Source organism: Cutibacterium granulosum, assembly GCF_900186975.1.
GTDB classification, from domain to species: Bacteria; Actinomycetota; Actinomycetes; order Propionibacteriales; family Propionibacteriaceae; genus Cutibacterium; species Cutibacterium granulosum.
The window spans coordinates 116,631-133,356 of record NZ_LT906441.1; the positions used below are offsets into that span (position 1 = coordinate 116,631).

Genomic DNA, 16,726 nt, shown 5'->3' on the forward strand with positions numbered 1-16,726 from the left:
CGAGGCTGCACGCGCCCGCGCAGTGTCGAAGGAATGAGCTCTTCTGTCCTAACTGTCTTTTCATGACGTTCCCCCGCATCGAAGTCTTCCTGACAGTTCTCACTCACCGAACTGATTCTTGCGTCGAGCCCTGGCCGCAAGAGTGCCGCCAATCCCCAACAGGACCAGCACGCCACCGAGGACCCCGGTACCGGCAATCCCGAGGGTGTCGATGAGATCGGAGCCGGTGCGCGGCAGGTTCGGTCGCGCAGGAGGGATGGATGGCGGGGCAGCGGGACTGGTTGGTGGCAGAGTGGGTGCAACGCTGACGCTGGGAACCGTCTTGGCCCAGATGGTTGCGTCGCACTTCCAGCCATCGACATCGGCCATCGGGGCGGTGACCACGAAGTCGGCCACGCCCGGGTTCAGTTGACCTGCAATGTGCGGCGGGGTGACCGTCACCAAGTACACACCAACCGAGAGACCGTTGAACCGGACGGTCTTGTCCTGGCCGGTGACGTGCTTCTCGGGAAGCGGCGACACACCGGCCTTGCGTGCGGACTCGGGGGTGAGCTTCTGGATTGTGTCCCACTGTGAGGGATCCTTCACGTCAAGACCCTTGACGCGCGAGAGACTGAACGTGTAACCAGAGCCATCACCATACGGATACGTCCCCTCCGCAGCAGGATCGGGATTGTGCTCCGGTAACACAATCCTCAAATTCGCCGTCTTACAGGAAATGTCCTTGGGGTCCGTGTCATCCGCCCCACCAACTGGCGCAGCGATGGCCGACGTCGCCGCACCGACGACGCAACCCAGCGACAGGCAACCTGCGAGGAGGCGCCTGCTCAATCGGTACCTATTCATCCCGATCACTCTTCCCCATCTCATCAATTCAAACTCTTGGCGGAGCGTTTCCTGGACGCCCTCATCGCCAGAACCAGCAGCAGAAGTGCCACCATCGCTCCGAGGCCGAACAGCCACATCCACAGCTGGCCGGGTAAGCCCCGTCCACCACTGGCCTTCTCAGGTGCATCATAGGGCACTCGTTTGGCGTGAACGAGCAGTCGGTGCGAGTTCACCCCATATGGCGTGCACGTGATGAGTGTCACCGTGTCTTGGCCAGGTTGTGCCCTGAGACTGTCAATCTTGTCTGGCAGCACGACCTCGATGTTGTAGACCTTGTAACGCAGTTTTCTGTCATAGACGTCTATGTATATGGAATCGCCAACCTTGACGTCCTTGAGGTTGTCGAAAAGTGTCGCGGACTTGAGACCAGTATGGCCGGTCAGCACTGCGTGGGTTCCCTTACCCCCCACCGGAAGGTCCGAGCCGTACAGGTGCCCTATCCCCTTCGCCAGCACATCGTCACTCGTGCCGTGGTAGACCGGCAGATCGGCATCAATCGATGGGATCCGCAACCGAGCCATCACGTCGAAGAGGTTGAGCTGTGACAGATAGTCCCGGTAGGCAGTGTTGGCACCCGTGTCGTCGTGGCTCCACGGATCGAGAATCGGTACGCCAGCACGGTGCCGATTGTATTCATCGGCCCGCTTGAGCTGTGCATGCATGGCAGACATGTCACCCTTGTCCACCAGACGCGAGTACTCATCGGCAGCACGCTTCTCCATCCAGTTGTTGAACGCCGTCGACACGACGGGGTACAGAAGTATCGCGATACCGACGAGAACGATCACCACCGATATCACACGTCGCCGTACCTGGCCCTTGGCCTTCCCGGTTGAACCCGATACGGGATCTGGCAACGCACGCCTCGGCTTTTGATGACCCATCGGACACCGTCACTTCATCATCGGCAAATTGACCACGCGCACACTTCGACTCCCATCACGACCGAAGCAGTGTGCCCCCGCCCCGGCGAGATCCAAGGGAGACCTCACCGGGGCGGGGCACCGGGGCATCACTCAGATGCACAGACCTTCGGATGTCCCGGTATGCACCACGCAGGGAAACAATACTTTCTTTCGATCAACCCAAAGGGGTGAATCAGGCCTCGTTCTTGGAGCGACGGGCGGTGATCGTCAGACCACCGGCAATCACTGCCAAGCCGATGAGACCAAAGGTGAGGACACCCTTGCCACCGGTGAGCGGCAGCTTCGGCTTCACCTTGATGTTGACAACGTCCTTGCCAAACACCAAGTTGGTGCCGAAGCTCTTGTCAGCCTCACCAGGCTCGGTCGAGATCTCCTCAACGGTGCGATCAACTTCCTTTCCATCCACAGTCTTGGTCTTGATCTTCTTGATGTTGTTGACCTTGACCTCGAAGGGGATCGGCTGATGAATGAGCTCGTAGCCCTCCGGGGCCTTGGTCTCGACCAGCTTGTACTTCACACTCTGGCTCTGGTCGAGCGCACTGTCATCGACGTAGTCACCAACATGGATACCGTCAATGACGATCTGACCCTTGTCGTTGGAGGTCCATGTGTCCTCGCCGTTGACCTTGATCCCGGTGCACTTGGTGGTGTCGTTTCCATCATCCTTGCACAGCTTGAAAGTAGCACCCGGGAGGGGCGTGCCATCCTCATCAGTCTTGGTGATGTTCACCGTGCCCCATCCGGAGACGACAATGTTGGTATCCTCGGAACCCTTGGGAACATTCGGCTTGTCCGGGGTGGGGGGCTCGGTCTCGCCCTTGCCCTCACCTGTGTTCTTGAAGACCTGGGCCTGGTTGGCGATGAGGCCGGACTTCTCGACCTTCGGGGAGAAGCTCAGCTCAACCTGATCCGCAACACCGGCAACCTTGGCCGCCGCAATCTTGTCACGTCCAGACTTGTCGATGTAGACGTACAGGAACTGACCCTTGCCATCGGCCTTGGGGTACACCTTCACCTGGTAATCGGTGTCGGCCACGAGCTTCTCTTTGCCGACCTTCACCGTGACGTCCTTGGCGTTAAGGCTCAGCTTCGGATCGAGCTGGTCGTAGAAGGCAAAGTCCTTGAGGTTGTAGTTGCCGTCCTTGTCCTTGGCCACAGCCGGGATCGAAGAGGTGACCTTGTAGGTGATCTTGTCACCGACCTGCTTGCCCTTGTCCTCGACGACCTTCTCATTGGAGTTCACCGAGTTCTTCGGGTACACCCACACGCCGTAGTGACCGGCACCATCCTCGATCCACTTGTCGTTATTGGTGGGATCGGTGGTGGGCAGGAACACGAGGGACGGTGCAGCGGCGTTGAAGGTCTGGGCCTTGCCGTCGACCTTGCCGTGACTGTCGGTCTCCTGGAGCAGGTAGACACCGAGGTCCAGATCCTTCCAGTCGATCTTACCGTTTGCGTCGGTCTTCTCGGTCTTGACTTCCTCGACACCGTACTTGGCCGGGTCCGCCTTGATGTCCTTGGCCTGGAGCTTGGCAGCAGCCTTGAGCCCCTCGTTGGTGGTCAGGTCGATGGCCTTGCCGTCGGCATCCTTGGTGACCTTGCTCAGCTTGAAGGTGATTCCCTCAACCGGGTTGGCACCAACTTCCGTGGGAGTCCCGGTCGGGGCCGTGGATCCCTTGGAATCGTCATACTTGGTCAGGTGGATGTTGCCCTGGTAGCTGGTGTTGACAACCGATTTCTCCGAGTCGGGGTCGGCCGCCTGGGCACTGGACGCCCGTCCGCCGATGGCAAGCACCCCCGCCAGCATCAGAAGGGCAGCCAAGGTCAGCACCCCAGCTTGCCGAAGTTTTGCAACCATTGTGCACTCCTCCAATTCCCGGGCACATGCCCCCGTGAGGCTCACGAGATTTTGCAAGCACATGTACCCTGCACCGTGCAGTGTGCAGTCGAGACTTTACGGCAGCAGGGGAGCAATGCGCAAGACTACGACGACATTCAACAGCAATGTTCCCGAGATTGTGGTGCCTCGAATGAGTTTGCCCGTGTGAGTTTGCCCGTGAAACGACTCATTTCCTTGGCATGGCAAATGAGTTGTCGATCTGACCGCACGCGTAGAGATCACGAGAGATGGCACGCACACGGTTGAACGAAAACATCGCGGCCGTCGGCCCCATAGGGTGTCGGATTACGGACTGGCCACGAAGCAATGCACGTCGTCTGTCAACAGTAGCCAAACCCAGACCACACTACGAGGAATCCGCAAACCTCGGGGCAGGAATCACCCTACGTCGCGACAAAAGCCCTACCAAGGGTAAGAAGGGTATGCGCATTCCATGGCGGGAACCTGACCATGACCGGGCTCCTTGACTTGACCCACTGCAACATCACTGACAGGCGACGACAAACCACCCATGATGTCGCCAGCCGCGATCACCTTCCTGACCCCACCAAGGCAAAGTCGATCGAGCCATCCCTCCCCCACTGCTCGCCTTGTGCTCGTGACGACGGCGGTACACTTGACTCCCTGATCGCGTCATGCTGCAAGTCCTTTGAGCTGTAACGTTCTCAAGCGCCCAGCCAGTCAGATCGGACGTCCGTGACCTTCAGGTAGCCTTGGCGATGACCCAGGAAGACACACACGTATCGATCCTGACCGATGACGTCCACGTGATCCGTGGGCGGCGGGGAGCCGAAGGTCTTGGAACGGTAGTAGTCCGTCGGAGGCTCGGGATCGATGACGACATAGCGCTGATCGGGATCCAGCACGTACGGCAGGGTGGCGTCCGGCTGCACCCAACCGGGGTCCGGGTAGGCGGAGGCTTCCGGGAAGGCTCGTCCGTAGCCTGACGTGCGAGAGACCACCCTGACCGTCCGCGCCCCCGGTACGACACGTACCACGGGTTGTGCGACCGGATTGTGCAACCATGCCTTGGCACCGAGGTACCAGACTGCGATCCACTCGTCGTCCTGACCTCCGACCTCGGCGACAACATACTCGGCCCCCGTGTTGAGGCGGGCACCGACGTCGGAGGGTTCTGTCGTCGCCGGCCCCGGTCTGATGCCGATGTCGACAACGGCAGGAGCATCCTGCGATGGGGCCTGCCGGGCCGTCACGAAATTCAGTCCTGTGACGACCCGACCGTCGTAGACCTGGGTGTTGCTCGCGAAGTCCGGCAGGATCCTCACGACGTCACCGGGCTGGGGCTCGGCATCGGTCGTGCCGTCCGTGAGGGGACAGCCCAACAGCTCGAAATACCGGGCCCAGTTCCAGTAGGGACCCGGATCCCAGTGCATCGTCTTGATGTGTTCGGTGTCGATCCCGGGGACCTCGTCATGACCGATGATGTGACCACGCGTCATCGGTACCGCGTACTTACGGCACAGGTGCCGGACCAGTGCCGCGCTGGAGCGGTACATGGCGTCCGTGTACCAGCTCATCCCCTCAACGGCCCTGCCTTCGTGCTCCAAGCCAGTGGCGTGCATGTTGTAGTACCAGTTTCCCGAGTGCCAGCCGACGTCTTGGGGATCCAGGTGCTGCGCAACGTGACCGTCGGAAGATCTCAGCGTATAGTTCCAAGCCAAGTAGCTCGGCGTCTGGACGAGCTTGATGGTGGTGTCGTACGTCTCCTCGGTGTCGTGGATGACGACCCTTGTCAACAGGGGGCTGGAGGGCCGGTGGGCGATGTCATGGTTCCCGTACTTGGCCAGTCCCGGACCGTACTGCTCATACGGAGCGGGGATCCACTCGATCGGCAGATCGTCGGGACCGTCGATCGGCGGCGCAGACACCTGCGACCCTGCGGGAGTGATGTCGCGCCCAAGACGTGCCACACGACCCGTGAGGGAGGAAAGTATCGTCATGAGGGTGAAGGAACGGCGGCTGATGTCAGTCATCGGAGTACCCCCTACTATCGGTTAAGCCGCTCGTGAACCCAACCTGATGAAGTGTTCACAGTACTTGTTATTCATTCTATGTTGACGGTATCGATACGTCCACCATCCGACGAAACTCATGCAGCATCCCCGCGAAATGGCTTTGGTATCTCGGACCGCACCCTGCAGCCTCCGTTTGATTGAACTCTGGCAGGGGCACGTTGGCAGCGCCCCCTACACCGGACCTTGCGAGGATCGGAGACGAGCTGCGCTGTGTTGTAGCAGCCTCACGCACCGACGGTGACACCCACCGCCAGACCCACCGCACACACCAGTTCGGCGATCCCAGTATTGCGCAGCGCCGGCACCAGGGCCATCCCCGTTGCCCTGGTGAGCATGGCATTGACCGGGGCCACGAGCGGCACGGCCATGACGAGGGCGAGCAGGCACCACCACGTCGTGAGGGCACCGACCCACACCACCCCTGCCAGGGCGACAACGATGAGCGCCAAGTAGAGGACGCGGGTGCCGGTGTGTCCGAGCCGGGTCGCCAAGGTGCGTTTGCCCGATTCGCGGTCCCCGTCGATGTCGCGCAGATTGTTGGAGACGAGCACGGCACAGGCCAGTGCACCGATGAGTACGGCTGTGAGCCAGGTCGCCGTGTTCACCCGATCGGTCTGGGTGTACGTCGTTCCCGTGACGGCCACCAGGCCGAAGAACACGAAGACGAAGATCTCACCCAGCCCCAGGTATCCGTAGGGATGTTCACCACCGGTGTAATACCAAGCGGCTGCGACGCAGGCCACCCCGACGGTCAAGAGCCACCAGTGTCCACACAGCACGACGAGGATGAGGCCAGCGATTCCTGCTGCACCGAAACAGCCAAAGGCCGCCGCCTTGACGTGCTGCGGGTTGGCCACCCCCGAACCGACCAGACGCAGCGGCCCCACCCGGCCCGCACCATCGGCACCACGGATGCCATCGGAGTAGTCGTTGGCGAAATTGACGCCGATCACCAGGAAAAGAGCCACGAGCAGGGCAAGAAATGCCCGCAACAGAACCAATCCGTCCATGGCCGAGGCCATGGCGGATCCTGCCACCACTGGTGCTATCGCCGTCGGCAGCGTTCTGGGCCGGGCACCCTCGATCCACTGTGCCTTCGTCGCCATGACGTCTCCTCACCCATTCCGGTTCGGGAATGTGACACCCGGGGCCCAATGGTTCCCCGGAACAGCATGTCTTCAGGACGACAATCATCCTCCCTGGGGGGAAAGTCACCAAGCGCGCTGGCCCATCGGAGGGCACCTGACATACCGCCAAGTCTCAACCCCATGCCTGGAACAGAGTTGATGTCACGGTCCGCATTCGACCGTCCTGCGCTGGAGAATTCTCCAGTGAGAGGAGTATCTCGGACAGCGCCCGGCAATGACGTAATGTTGCACCGTAAATGGTGATCACTCGCGCATTCATTGAAGGAACCGACTGATGAGCAAGACGTTTGCCAGCATGGCCGTCCCGAATTATCGACGATATTTTGCTGGAACGATCCTGGCGAACACCGGACAGTGGATGTCGCGTACTGCTCAGTCATGGCTGGTTCTGGTGGTTCTCACCGACCACAATGCCTCTGCCCTGGGCTGGCTGATGGCTGCGGCCTTCACTCCGCTGCTGATCATCACCCCGTGGGCCGGAGCGTTGGCCGACAAGTATCCCAAGCGCAGGATCATGGTCCTCGCCCAGATTGTCATGTGCGTCGATGCCGCGATCCTCGCAACGCTCGTCCTCACTGGAACGGTACGGCTGTGGCACGTCTTCACCCTGGTGGCCATGGATGGTACGGCCACGTCCTTCTACAACCCGGCGATGCAGGCATTCGTCTCGGAGATCGTGCCGCTGTCGAAGCTTCCCAATGCCATCAGCCTCAACAGCGCCTCCTTCAATGGTGCCCGCATCCTGGGCCCCGGTGTTGCCGGTCTGCTCATCGCTGGGATTGGAACCGGATGGGTCATGGTCATCAACGTGGCCTGCTTCATCGGATTCATCACCACTCTGATCATGTTGCGTGCCGACCAGCTGCACCCCTCACCGCCTGTCCAGGGAAAGTCGAGCGTGCGTGATGGCGTCAAGTACGTCAGAGTGCGGTTCGATCTCAAGGTGCTGCTGGCCATCGGTTTCGTCATGGGCACCTTCGGCTTCAACTTCAACCTCTCCGACTCGCTCATGGCAACGGTGGGATTCGGTCGTGGTTCCGGCGAATACGGCCTGTTGGGCTCGATCATGGGGCTTGGTGCCATCGCAGCCGCCCTGGGATCGGCCCGCCGCAAGCCACGGATGCGCTGGGTGGAGCTGGCCCTCGTCGTCTATACCGTGAGCATGGGGCTGTCGGCCATCGCACCGAACTACTTTCTCTTCGCGCTGCTCAAGGTCCCGGTGGGTTGGGGAGCGGTCTCCACACTCATCGTCGCCAATTCGATGGTGCAGACTTCGGTGTCACCGCAGATGCGTGGGCGTGTCATGAGCCTGTGGTCCACCCTCCTGCTGGGGGGTACACCATTCGTCTCCCCGGTGCTGGGGTGGATAGGTGACCAGTGGGGACCGCGATGGACGGTCGGGATACCGGCGATCATCATTGGGATGCTCTTCGTCGGTGTGACGGCCACCATCATGCACAACGACTCCCTCAAGGTGCGTTTCGACCCGCACAAGAAGGCCCCATGGCTACGCATTGAGCGTGGCCAGGTGACGGTCAACTACACCCAGGAGACTCGCTGAGGAATTGCCTGCGGCTCGCCTCAACCGCTGCGGGCCGTGGGCGCTGCCCCCAGTTCAGCACCAAACGGTCTCGGCACCAAGCAACATGGTGCGGTGTCACGTGGCACCGCACCAGCTCGCCAGCCCGCACCCTGCCACTGGCCTCAGCACTGACGTCGCGTCGCCCTGGGCGTGCCGAGAATCGCCGAATTGCCGCTCCCCCAGCCGGGATGCGTCCACGACGCTGTGCATCACCACCCCCACGAGTGGCAGATGAATGCATTTCAACCCGCACCACGCCAGGAAATGATTTTTGTGGTGTTCCAATACTTGGCGCGTGGCGAAAAGGTGGTTGACTGGGGGTATGAAAAAGCTCATCAATGCCGCTGAGAGCATTGTCTCCGATTCGCTGACGGGTCTGGCCAGTGCGCACCCGGGCAGCATCCGCGTCGATCTGGAGAACAAGGTCGTCTACCGTTCCGACGGACCAGTTCCCGGCAAGGTGGGGCTCGTCTCCGGTGGCGGTTCTGGCCACGAGCCACTGCACAGCGGCTACGTGGGGCGAGGCATGTTGGATGCCGCGTGTTGCGGCGAGGTCTTCACCTCACCGGTCCCCGACCAGGTGATGGCTGCCACCCATGCCGTCGACGGTGGGGCCGGCGTGTTGCACATCGTCAAGAACTACACCGGTGACGTCATGAACTTCGACATGGCGGCCGAGATGGCCAATGCCGAGTCCGGGGTACGTGTGGAGTCGGTCGTCGTGGCCGACGACGTCGCCGTGCAGGACTCGCTGTACACCGCTGGCCGCCGCGGCGTGGGGCTCACCGTCCTCATGGAGAAGATCCTGGGTGCCGCCGCCGAGCAGGGCCAGGACCTGGACGCCCTGGTGAGCCTGGCCGAGCACGTCAACGAGGCTGGACGTTCCTTCGGTGTGGCACTCACCTCGTGCACGGTCCCGGCAGCCGGAAAACCGACCTTCGACCTCGCCGAGGACGAGATGGAGCTGGGGATCGGCATCCACGGTGAGCCCGGACGTGAGAAGGTGCGGCTGGGATCGGCCGCCGAGGTTGCCGAACAGCTCATCGAGCCCATCCTCGCCGACCGTGACTTCACCAACCAACCAGTCATCGCCATGCTCAACGGCATGGGTGGCACCCCGCTGCTCGAGCAGTACATCGTCTTCGGTGAGGTCGCCAAGATCCTCGAGGCCAAGGGAGTGCGTGTTGCTCGCACCGTGGTCGGCAACCACATCACCTCCCTGGAGATGGCAGGATGTTCCTTGACCCTCCTGGGGGCCAGCGACGACCTCATCACACTGTGGGACGCACCTGTGAACACACTCGGACTTCGTTGGGGATGCTGATGTCTAACCTGCCTGTTGAAACAACCCTTGCCTGGCTCGCGGACTACGCGAAGGTGGTCACCGACAATTCCGCCATGCTGACGGATCTGGACCGCCAGATCGGTGACGCCGATCATGGCTCCAACATGACTCGCGGCATGAGCGCCGTGGCAGCCCTGGACCCGCAGTCCTTCGCAGACACCGGCGCCCTGCTCAAGAAGGCGGGGATGACGCTGGTAAGCACCGTGGGCGGAGCCTCCGGGCCGCTGTACGGCACGCTGTTCCTGAGACTGGGAGCGTTCCTGGGCCCGGACAAGGAGCTGTCGGTGCAGAACCTCGCCCAGGCCTTCAAGGCTGGTCTGGACGGCATCATGACCCGCGGCAAGGCCGAACCCGGTGACAAGACAATGGTTGACGCCCTCGCACCTGCGGTGGAGGCCCTGCAGACCGACGCCGAGGCCGGCAGGACGCTGCAGGAAGCCTTGGACCATGCTGCACAGGCCGCCGCCCAGGGGCGTGACGCCACGGTCGGCATGATTGCCCGTCGCGGACGCGCCTCCTACCTCGGTGAGCGCAGCAAGGGGCACCAGGACCCCGGTGCCACCTCCTTGACGCTGTTCATCGAGGCCGCCGCCCGCTGCCTGCCGGCACAGTCCTGAGCACGTCATCAAGGAAGGGAGCGCAGATGTCGCAGGTTGGCATCGTCATCGTCTCGCACAGCCACGAACTCGCCACCGCCGCCGTGGATCTGGTGGCACAGATGGTTTCGGAGGAGACCCGTCCACCGGTCCGAGTTGCCGCTGGGCTGGACGAGACGACCCTGGGCACCGATGCCGCGGCCGTGTCGGCAGCCATCGAGGAGCTCTCGGAGTGCCCGGGCATCCTCGTGCTCGTCGATCTGGGATCAGCGATCCTCTCGGCCCAGATGGCTCTGGACTTCGTCGATCCTGAACTCGCCTCCACGGTGACGATTTCTCCTGCTCCGCTGGTGGAGGGCCTGTTCGCCGCGCTCATCACGGCGTCCACCGGCGCTCCGCTGGAGGCCGTGGCCTCCGAGGCAGCCAACGCCCTGTCTCCCAAGCAGTCACAACTGGCTGACTGAGGCCAGCTCACCTGCTCCAGTCGACGAGCTCGTCGGCGTCGAACTGTCCATCGGGCCACACGGCTCGCACGACCCCCGCAGCGGCCAGCGCCTTGCGGCATCCGGGGCAGGGTTGGTCGGTGACGTAGGCCGTGCATCCTGCGGTGTCACGCGTGGCGAAGAGCAGCGCGTTGACCTCGGCATGGATGGCGATGCAGAATCCCGGCGCCCCCGGTACGTCGTAGTCGCTGAAGGCAGGCACCTCCGCGTAGCCCAGACGTCCACGTGGGCAGGCGCCTTCCAGGCAGTCCGGGCGCCCGGGAGCGGCTCCGTTGTACCCGGTGGCGATGATTCGATGCTCGTGCACCAGCACGGCTCCCACCCGGCGACGCGTGCACTTGGCGCGTGCCGAGACCGCCGCGGCGATACCCAGGAAGTACTCGTCCCAGCCCGGCACGGTGATGGGCGAGTCCGGGGCCTGCCCAGTGTGGGAATGGCCAGGTGCTGGCCGGTCACCCCCTCGATCCCCGTGGCCCGGATCCCCCTCATCTGGGTTCTCATCCATCGGCACCCTGTTCGAAGCACCTTGATCCGCTGACGAGGGGACCCGTCGCCCTTGTGAAGCGTCGAACCCGGCGGATCCGCACTCGTGTATGCCAGTCCGTGGAGTTTTGCCGATCCGTGGAGTCGTGGCATCCGTCTGGGCGTCGGCCTGCCAGCGTCGATTCTCCTCGTTGCCGTGTTCGTCGGTCATGTGCACCTCCTGATCCTCGCTGTGCTGGTGCGTTGCACGATCCGCCCCGATGTGGCGCGCCGAAAAACGTTCCCGCGTGGCGATGGTGTCTCGCTCACACGTCCAGATCCTCGTACGAGCGGGGATCGTCGGCGGGCTCCAGGTGCCCCATGACGCGCAGGTCTGGCCACTTGGCGAGCATGGCGTCGATGAGGTCCTCCATGACGTCGTGGCCGTGACGCACGGTCCACTCCCCGGGCACGAGCATGTGGAAGTCGACGAATCGACGGTACCCGGCCTCACGGGTGCGGATGGCATGGAATTTCACCTCGGCTCCACAGTAGCCGCGCATGAAGCCCTCGATCTGCCTGCGATCCTCCTCCGGCAACGAGACGTCCATGAGGGCGGCGCCGGAGGACGCAATGAGTTTGTAGCCCGTGACGAGGATGTTGACGCCCACCGCGATGGCGACGAGGGCGTCGAAACGATCCCATTTCGACACCCACACCAGCCCGACGCCGACGATGACGCTCACCGAGGTCCACACGTCCGTGAGCAGATGTTTGCCATCGGCGGTCAGGGTGGCGGAGTGTTCCTTCCTGCCGCGGGTGAGCAGCACCCAGGCTACTGCCCCATTGAGCACCGATGCCACGGCAGAGACCAGCAGGCTCACCCCGACATTGTCGAGGGGCTGGGGATGGATGAACCGTTTGACGCCGGAGTACAGGATCGCCGCTGCAGCCAGAAAGATGAGCACCCCCTCGGTGATCGCCGAGAAGTACTCCGCTTTGGATCGCCCATAGTTGAATCGCTCGTTGGGCGGGGTGATCGACAATTTGAGGGCGATGAGGGCGACGATGGCCGCCACCAGGTTCACCAGCGACTCGGCGGCGTCGGAGAGCAGCCCCACCGAGCCGGAGAGTCGCCAGGCGACCACCTTGAGGACGATCGTTGCGACGGCTGCCCCCATTGACAGCCAAGCGTACTTCGACAGGTCTTTCGGCGGGCGGTGTCTGGGGACGGCCGTCTCGAGCAGCGGGTCGGCCGAGCTGGGTTCCTGATCGCAGTCAGGGCAGGTTTCGGGGTTACTCACTCCTCCATTGTTCCTCACTTCTCCACAGACCTCCCCATCAGGCATGGCCGCCTCGGCCGCCACCTCTCTGTAATCGTCTCGACGACTCTCGCCTCATGGGTTGAGGTGATTCTGAGCCAGGTGGGTTGAGGCATACGGTCAGATCAGGGCGGATCGTGCCTGACAGATGTCGACGGGCGCTGCCCCCCCGGAGGACCAATACCATGACCTCATGGATTTGTCCTCATGGTTCGGACTGCACTCCCTGCATCTGGGGCGCGGAAGTCGCACCCCCAGGCAGGGGCTGGTGCTGGCAGGCGGCGGGGCACGTGCGTCCTTCCAGATCGGCGCGTTGAGCTACCTGTACGACCGCTGCGCAATGAACCCGTCGGTGATCTCTGCCACCTCAGCCGGGTCGATCGTCGGTTCCGCCCTGGCCCAGTGGCCCGACGTCGCGCACCAACGGCAGGCACTGCACGATCTGGAAACGATGTGGCTGGCCATGCAGCAACCCGAGGACATGTTCACCCCGCGCGCCTGGTACACCCGATTCGAGGCCATGTCACCGCACTGGTCCAAGCTCTTCGAGAAGGAGCAGAAGAAGCAGTCGTCCCCAGGCCACCGTTCCCTGCTACCGCGCTGGCTCACCGGGAACGGGAACCTCCATGGCGCTGGGAGCGATGAGCGGGGGCAGGACGTGACCACCGCCGCACAGCCCCGTGACACCACGCCACCACGAGCCGATGCCTGTGATGGTGCGGCAGAAAGTGTGGCAGATGAGCAGGAGCTCACCGGGCAGGCCGCCACCCTGGCCCTGGCCACCTCCGACGAGACGATCAAGACGGCCAGCTGGACGCCGACCGCCACGGTGCAGGCCCTGTCGATCCTCTCACGCCTCACCCGCGACGGCTCCGACATTGCCGGGGTGCTGCGCGGAGCCGACCAGACCTCGTCGACCCACCGGGCCGGCCCCATTCTCGCCAAGCTGCTGGATCGGGAGTTCTTCCGCGCCGAGATGGTGTCATCGTCAGGGATCAAGCTACGTATTGCCACGGTTGCCCTGGAGTCCGGTCAGCTGCGGTACATGACGGAACAGGGCATTCTCGTCGATCGAAACGACGACCCGATCGGCTCCTCCACCTTCGACCTGTCCAAGGGGGTGCTGGCGTCCTGTTCGATCCCCGGTGTCTTTCGTCCGGTGGATCTGGACGGGGAGCATTACGTCGACGGCGGGGTGCGTGAGAACATTCCGGTGGAGATCACCATCGAGCGACTCGGGGTGACCCAGCCCTACGTCATCGCTGCGGCACCCTCCGACATGGAACGGGCAGCTGACTTCGCCGATCGCAACATGCTCGATCTGGCGTCCCGAACGGTCTCGATCCTCACCAATGAGACGTCCCGCGACGAGTTGTCCTACGCACGTAGCGCCGGTGCGACGATCATCGAGCCCAATGTCGACGTGCACGGCTCACGTGTCGTCGACCCGGGGCTGCTCGCGATCAACCGCGACTATGGCTGGATGCGGGCGGCAGCCGTGTGCCAGGACGCCTCCCAGGACGTTTGCGCGGCCATCGACACGGTCATCACGGCGCGGATGCAGAGCTGGCAGCTGGAGAAGACCTGGCTGGCTGGCGAGACGACACGTGAGGTGCGCATGAGATTGGAGCACGCACGGTCGGCCATCGCCAGCACGGTGACACGGATCCCCGACGAGTTCCTGGAGTCCGGTGGCCAGCTCGTTCGGGACGATGGTTTCGTCACCTCAGACCCGCACAGCTGGTCAGAACGGATGGAACGGCACAGCCACCTGGAGCAGCCGGTGCCCGAGCTGGAGACCCCTCGTATGTGAGGCGGGTGGGAGCGCCGAGGAAGATCACCGCTGACGCTTCCACCTTGGCTGTCACGGGCTCCGGCATTGACCAAGGCGAAAAGTTGGTCTCTCAGATGAGGTCGATGAGATCGTCCACCGAGTCCAGCACGAGATTGGGCCGGTAGGGGTAGGCGTCGATGTTCTCGCGCTTGGTGATCCCGGAGAGTACGAGGACGGTGAACAGGCCAGCCTCCATGCCTGCAACCATGTCGGTGTCCATCCGGTCTCCAATCATGGCGGTGTTCTCCGAGTGGGCCTCGATACGGTTGAGGGCCGAGCGGAACATCATCGGGTTGGGTTTGCCGACGACGTAGGGCTTGCGACGTGACGCCGACTCGATCATCGCGGCGACGGCACCGGTGGCAGGCAGCGGGCCTTCTTTGGAGGGGCCGGTGGCATCGGGGTTGGTGCAGATGAATCGAGCCCCGTCGACGATGAATCGGACGGCCTTGGTGATGGCCTCGAAGGAGTAGGTGCGGGTCTCGCCGAGGACGACGTAGTCGGGTTCGGTGTCGGTGAGGATGAACCCCGCCTCGTGCAGAGCCGTCGTCAGACCCGCCTCACCGATGACGAAGAGTCGGGCACCCGGCTGCTGGTCGGCAAGGAATCGTGCCGTGGCCAGAGCGGAGGTCCAGATGTTGTCCTCGGGGATTGTCAGACCGGACATCTGCAGCCGGGCTGACAGGTCTCGCGGGGTGAAGATGGAATTGTTCGTCAGCACCAGGAAGCGATGTGAAGTGTCCACCCATCGCTCGATGAGGTTGCTCGCTCCAGGGATTTCGTGGTTCTCGCGCACGAGGACGCCGTCCATGTCGGTGAGCCAGCACTCGATGTCAGCCGGATTACGCATGGCTCAAGCTTAGCGGGCCGGGCCCAACCGCGTGGCTGGGCGGCCCACAGCTGAAGTCGCGTCATGTGTGGGCAGCGGTCTTGGCTTGGAACGCCACCTCCCACCCTGGCGAACCATTCCTGCACGGGGAGGCTCTGCGGGGGTTCTCAAGATCGAGTTTGTCGATGGAGAATCCTCACTGACGAAAAATCCCCGTGGGGACGCACTCTCGTCACCGTCGTGTCGTTCGGGAACGTCTACTGACACTTTTTGTCACGCCGGCCCCGCCTCCGTGGACTCGATGGGGGTGTGCGATGATCCACTTGTGCCTTCACGACCTGTACCCACAGACCAGGAGTGTTCGAGTGTGCGCCTTTCCAGGGCCGTTTCCTCCCCGGTTGGCCTCCTGACGTTGATCGTCTCCGGAAGGGGTTTGGCACGCGTGTGCTTCGCCGGCGAGCTGGTCGACCATGACGCTGGGTCGGGACGCAAGAACCCGGGACTGAGTGGTCCAGGCGGTGAGGAACGGATGGATCCGGCAGCCACTGCGGTTCTGGACGACACCGAACGTCAACTCAAGGAATATTTCGCCCAGCAGCGCCGTAGTTTTGACATCCCACTGGATTGGTCGGCGGACACAGGATCCGCACTGACGTGTCCACGCTCTGCCCAACAGAGGAACGGTCACACGCCCAATGATTTCACCATGCAGGTGCTTCACGGGTTGCTGCAGATCGGTTACGGGCAACGGTGGAGCTACGGGAAACTCGCCACCGAACTGGGGCACCCCGGGGCAGCACGGGCAGTGGGGTCGGCCTGTGGCCGCAACCCGATCCCGATCATCGTCCCGTGTCACCGAGTGGTGCATGCAGACGGTTCGATGGGTGGATACCGGGGCGGGGGCACCGTCAAGCGCTTTCTGCTGGAGCTTGAAGCGGTCCAGGAACAAGCCAATGGGAGGAGATGACTCCAAAGATCGCCAGCTCGCGACACAGCAATACGAGCATCACACATGGGTGACCGCCAAGCACCCACGGACGCGTCAGCAGTGTGTTGGTGCCCCCACTGGGGCTCGAACCCAGGACCCACGGATTAAAAGTCCGCTGCTCTGCCAACTGAGCTACAGGGGCCAGCACTGCTCAATCATAGCGGGCTGAGGCCAACATGTCTCCTCGCCGACGCAAGGCACCGCGAAAACTTGAAGTCCACGCCAGCCCGCTCATCGCCTGCCGCATGAGTCAGCCACCCCCAGTGTGAACTGATGCTTGTCGCTGGACGTTCACCCAGCAGATCTGCATCAACGGTCAAGGACACCTGATCGGCTCCACAACGGCCCCATGTGCGCCCAACCCCGA

The 16,726-nt window shown here is 62.8% G+C and carries 14 protein-coding genes and 1 tRNA gene; 6 read left to right on the forward strand and 9 right to left on the reverse strand.

Annotated elements, in window-relative coordinates:
- Nucleotides 1–99: 99 nt before the first annotated feature.
- From CKV91_RS00590 to CKV91_RS00610, 5 genes are all read right to left on the reverse strand, one after another.
- Nucleotides 100–831: an isopeptide-forming domain-containing protein gene (locus CKV91_RS00590; RefSeq protein ID WP_157738688.1), complete on the reverse strand. Its 732-nt coding sequence runs from the start codon at nucleotides 829–831 to the stop codon at nucleotides 100–102.
- A 38-nt stretch (nucleotides 832–869) separates the two neighbouring features.
- Nucleotides 870–1,676, reverse strand: a complete 807-nt coding sequence (locus CKV91_RS00595; RefSeq protein ID WP_197691353.1) for a class C sortase — start codon at nucleotides 1,674–1,676, stop codon at nucleotides 870–872.
- Nucleotides 1,677–1,986: 310 nt separating this feature from the next.
- Nucleotides 1,987–3,672 (reverse strand): SpaH/EbpB family LPXTG-anchored major pilin, encoded by a 1,686-nt coding sequence (locus tag CKV91_RS00600; protein WP_157738690.1) that lies wholly within the window; start codon nucleotides 3,670–3,672, stop codon nucleotides 1,987–1,989.
- 707 nt (nucleotides 3,673–4,379) lie between these two features.
- A complete protein-coding gene (locus tag CKV91_RS00605; RefSeq protein ID WP_021105056.1) occupies nucleotides 4,380–5,708 on the reverse strand; it encodes an N-acetylmuramoyl-L-alanine amidase in 1,329 nt (442 codons plus the stop codon).
- 266 nt (nucleotides 5,709–5,974) lie between these two features.
- On the reverse strand, nucleotides 5,975–6,856 hold the full coding sequence (locus CKV91_RS00610) for a 1,4-dihydroxy-2-naphthoate polyprenyltransferase (protein WP_065860413.1): 882 nt from the start codon (nucleotides 6,854–6,856) through the stop codon (nucleotides 5,975–5,977).
- A 316-nt stretch (nucleotides 6,857–7,172) separates the two neighbouring features.
- Here CKV91_RS00610 and CKV91_RS00615 point away from each other — a divergent pair, with 316 nt between their 5' ends.
- The 4 genes from CKV91_RS00615 (at nucleotide 7,173) to dhaM (ending at nucleotide 10,885) form a co-directional block, all read left to right on the forward strand.
- Nucleotides 7,173–8,459 carry an MFS transporter gene (locus tag CKV91_RS00615; RefSeq protein WP_065860412.1) on the forward strand — a complete coding sequence of 429 codons (1,287 nt, stop codon included), beginning with the start codon at nucleotides 7,173–7,175 and terminating at the stop codon, nucleotides 8,457–8,459.
- A 343-nt stretch (nucleotides 8,460–8,802) separates the two neighbouring features.
- Nucleotides 8,803–9,804 carry a dihydroxyacetone kinase subunit DhaK gene (gene dhaK, locus CKV91_RS00620; protein ID WP_065860411.1) on the forward strand — a complete coding sequence of 334 codons (1,002 nt, stop codon included), beginning with the start codon at nucleotides 8,803–8,805 and terminating at the stop codon, nucleotides 9,802–9,804.
- Nucleotides 9,792–10,442, forward strand: a complete 651-nt coding sequence (dhaL, locus tag CKV91_RS00625; protein ID WP_065860410.1) for a dihydroxyacetone kinase subunit DhaL — start codon at nucleotides 9,792–9,794, stop codon at nucleotides 10,440–10,442. Before dhaK ends, dhaL begins: the two co-directional genes overlap by 13 nt.
- Nucleotides 10,443–10,468: 26 nt before the next feature.
- On the forward strand, nucleotides 10,469–10,885 hold the full coding sequence (gene dhaM / locus CKV91_RS00630; protein ID WP_065860409.1) for a dihydroxyacetone kinase phosphoryl donor subunit DhaM: 417 nt from the start codon (nucleotides 10,469–10,471) through the stop codon (nucleotides 10,883–10,885).
- Between the two features lie 7 nt (nucleotides 10,886–10,892).
- Here dhaM and CKV91_RS00635 read toward each other — a convergent pair whose 3' ends face one another.
- Nucleotides 10,893–11,327 carry a deoxycytidylate deaminase gene (locus CKV91_RS00635; protein WP_036903328.1) on the reverse strand — a complete coding sequence of 145 codons (435 nt, stop codon included), beginning with the start codon at nucleotides 11,325–11,327 and terminating at the stop codon, nucleotides 10,893–10,895.
- Between the two features lie 385 nt (nucleotides 11,328–11,712).
- Nucleotides 11,713–12,633 (reverse strand): cation diffusion facilitator family transporter, encoded by a 921-nt coding sequence (locus CKV91_RS00640; RefSeq protein ID WP_065860567.1) that lies wholly within the window; start codon nucleotides 12,631–12,633, stop codon nucleotides 11,713–11,715.
- 268 nt (nucleotides 12,634–12,901) lie between these two features.
- Between CKV91_RS00640 and CKV91_RS00645 the strand changes: the two genes are divergently transcribed.
- Nucleotides 12,902–14,521: a patatin-like phospholipase family protein gene (locus CKV91_RS00645; RefSeq protein WP_065860408.1), complete on the forward strand. Its 1,620-nt coding sequence runs from the start codon at nucleotides 12,902–12,904 to the stop codon at nucleotides 14,519–14,521.
- Nucleotides 14,522–14,612: 91 nt separating this feature from the next.
- On the opposite strand, the gene CKV91_RS00650 is transcribed toward CKV91_RS00645, so the two are convergent.
- On the reverse strand, nucleotides 14,613–15,392 hold the full coding sequence (locus CKV91_RS00650; protein ID WP_021104161.1) for an HAD-IIA family hydrolase: 780 nt from the start codon (nucleotides 15,390–15,392) through the stop codon (nucleotides 14,613–14,615).
- A 421-nt stretch (nucleotides 15,393–15,813) separates the two neighbouring features.
- Between CKV91_RS00650 and CKV91_RS09905 the strand changes: the two genes are divergently transcribed.
- Complete coding sequence (locus CKV91_RS09905) at nucleotides 15,814–16,338, forward strand: methylated-DNA--[protein]-cysteine S-methyltransferase (protein ID WP_021105065.1); 525 nt, start codon at nucleotides 15,814–15,816, stop codon at nucleotides 16,336–16,338.
- A gap of 87 nt (nucleotides 16,339–16,425) precedes the next feature.
- Here the strand turns inward: CKV91_RS09905 and CKV91_RS00660 are convergent.
- Nucleotides 16,426–16,501, reverse strand: a tRNA-Lys gene (locus tag CKV91_RS00660).
- Nucleotides 16,502–16,726 lie beyond the last annotated feature (225 nt).

Excerpts from the sequence above, each read along its gene's own strand:
- CKV91_RS00600 (WP_157738690.1), bottom strand. The coding sequence starts at position 3,672 with ATGGTTGCAAAACTTCGGCAAGCTGGGGTGCTGACCTTGGCTGCCCTT.
- CKV91_RS00605 (WP_021105056.1), bottom strand. The coding sequence starts at position 5,708 with ATGACTGACATCAGCCGCCGTTCCTTCACCCTCATGACGATACTTTCC.
- CKV91_RS00610 (WP_065860413.1), bottom strand. The coding sequence starts at position 6,856 with ATGGCGACGAAGGCACAGTGGATCGAGGGTGCCCGGCCCAGAACGCTG.
- CKV91_RS00615 (WP_065860412.1), top strand. The coding sequence starts at position 7,173 with ATGAGCAAGACGTTTGCCAGCATGGCCGTCCCGAATTATCGACGATAT.
- dhaK (WP_065860411.1), top strand. The coding sequence starts at position 8,803 with ATGAAAAAGCTCATCAATGCCGCTGAGAGCATTGTCTCCGATTCGCTG.
- dhaM (WP_065860409.1), top strand. The coding sequence starts at position 10,469 with ATGTCGCAGGTTGGCATCGTCATCGTCTCGCACAGCCACGAACTCGCC.
- CKV91_RS00645 (WP_065860408.1), top strand. The coding sequence starts at position 12,902 with ATGGATTTGTCCTCATGGTTCGGACTGCACTCCCTGCATCTGGGGCGC.
- CKV91_RS00650 (WP_021104161.1), bottom strand. The coding sequence starts at position 15,392 with ATGCGTAATCCGGCTGACATCGAGTGCTGGCTCACCGACATGGACGGC.